The sequence below is a fragment of the Nitratidesulfovibrio oxamicus genome, assembly GCF_015731765.1.
Taxonomy (GTDB): domain Bacteria; phylum Desulfobacterota; class Desulfovibrionia; order Desulfovibrionales; family Desulfovibrionaceae; genus Cupidesulfovibrio; species Cupidesulfovibrio oxamicus.
On sequence record NZ_VRYY01000522.1, the window covers coordinates 1 to 1,542 of the forward strand.

1 protein-coding gene is annotated in these 1,542 nt (G+C 70.9%); it reads right to left on the reverse strand.

Going from position 1 to position 1,542, the window contains the following annotated elements; all coding sequences use genetic code 11:
* Positions 1-722 (reverse strand): hypothetical protein (locus FVW20_RS14875; RefSeq protein ID WP_196610220.1); only part of this gene is annotated, 722 nt, incomplete at its 3' end.
* Positions 723-1,542: the final 820 nt, after the last annotated feature.

Below are 1,542 nucleotides of genomic sequence, written 5' to 3' on the forward strand. Positions count from 1 at the left end.
GGCACGGGGGCAGGAGCAGCGGACGCGCCCTCCCCACCGTCCCTGCCGTCGTGCGTGCCGCCGCCGCTTCGCCGCCGCAGGTGGGCGGTCAGCACGGCATCGGCGCAGTCGTCGTCGCCGAACAGGTCGTAGAGTTCGATGCGCCGCCCGGCGGCCAGGTCGTAGCTTACGGCCAGCACATCGTGGCTGACTGCGGCGTCGTCCCGTCCCCACAGGCCTGTCTGCACCTCGAAGATGATCGACACGGCGTTGCCCGACGGCTGGGAAATGCGATGGGTGGCGGTCAGCCAGTCGCGCCGGACCGGGGCGTAGACGTCCGCGCCCGCACGCGGAACTCCCTGTGCTGCACCAGTGGGCGTGGCGCTTCGGGCCGGGTTGATCCTGGCCGAGGGACTGCCCCTGCCTGTGGGGCCGATCCTGTCCGGTTTGTCTGGTCTTCCGGTCCCGGCGCTCCCGTCGTTTTGCCCGGGGCGGGGACCGGCGGCGGACAGCGGGGGCAGGCCGTGCCCGGCCACGCGGCAGAAGGCATCGGTAAGTTTCCAGACGATGCGTGCGATGTCGGCGTCCACGGCAGCGTGGTGCAGCACGGGATAGTGTATGGACACATCGTAGTGCTCGCCCACCTGTTCGTAGCGCGTCCCGGCCCCCTTGGCCGGGGCGGAAGGCGCAGTCAGGACGAAAGCGGCGAAAAGCGCGGCCAGAACCGCGTGGCGGATGGGCATTCCAGCCTCGGAAGCGTGCGGATGTCTACGTATAGCTAACAGAGCTAGCAAAGTCCGCAAGCGCGGCCAAGGCGGGAAAGCCCCCCATGTGGATACGGCACCCCGCATCATGCGGGGGCGCGGCGGATTTGGCCTGCCTGGTAGCGGCTATCGCAGGCGGCCCGATCGGTGCGCGTCCTGGCGTCTCGCATGCTCCAGCCTCGGCGTGCCCCGGCGCGCCGGATCGCCCGGATCAGCGCGGGGGGCGGACTCGCGCGTGCCCGCCCTTTTCCCGGCCATGCCGGTGTACCGGTAGGGTGGCGGTTCACCTTGCCCCTCCGGAAGCATTCCGCCCCACATGTTTCCCTTGCCTTACCGCGTGGCCGTGCCTGTCCGGTGACGCGCAGCAGTGCCCGTCCTTGTCCCCAGACGTCGTCTGCCTTTCGTTTCTCTTGCCACTCGCCCGCGCCCCCCCTTGCCCCGGCCCCACCCCGTTGCTGCCTGCCCGATTCCGCTTTTTCCGTTCCGGCGGGCCGGGCATTTTCTTGCGTCATGCCCGCGCATGCCCCGTACACCCCCGCGCCCCCCTTCCAACCCCCCTCCGACCGCATCCGCCGGAAAAACGGGGTGTACCACCTGCTCACGCGGCGCGGCCGTCGTGGCCGGGTGGTCCGGCCCCGCGAGACGCCCGCGCACCGAAACAAGGAGGCAATGCCATGGGTGGTGGCGGCAAATCGTACAAGGCCCCGGAACCCCCGGCTCCCCCGGCTCCTCCGGCTGCCGAGGAGGTGGCCGAACAGGAGGCCAAGGCGGTGCGGGACGCGCGCGAAGACGCCCGCCG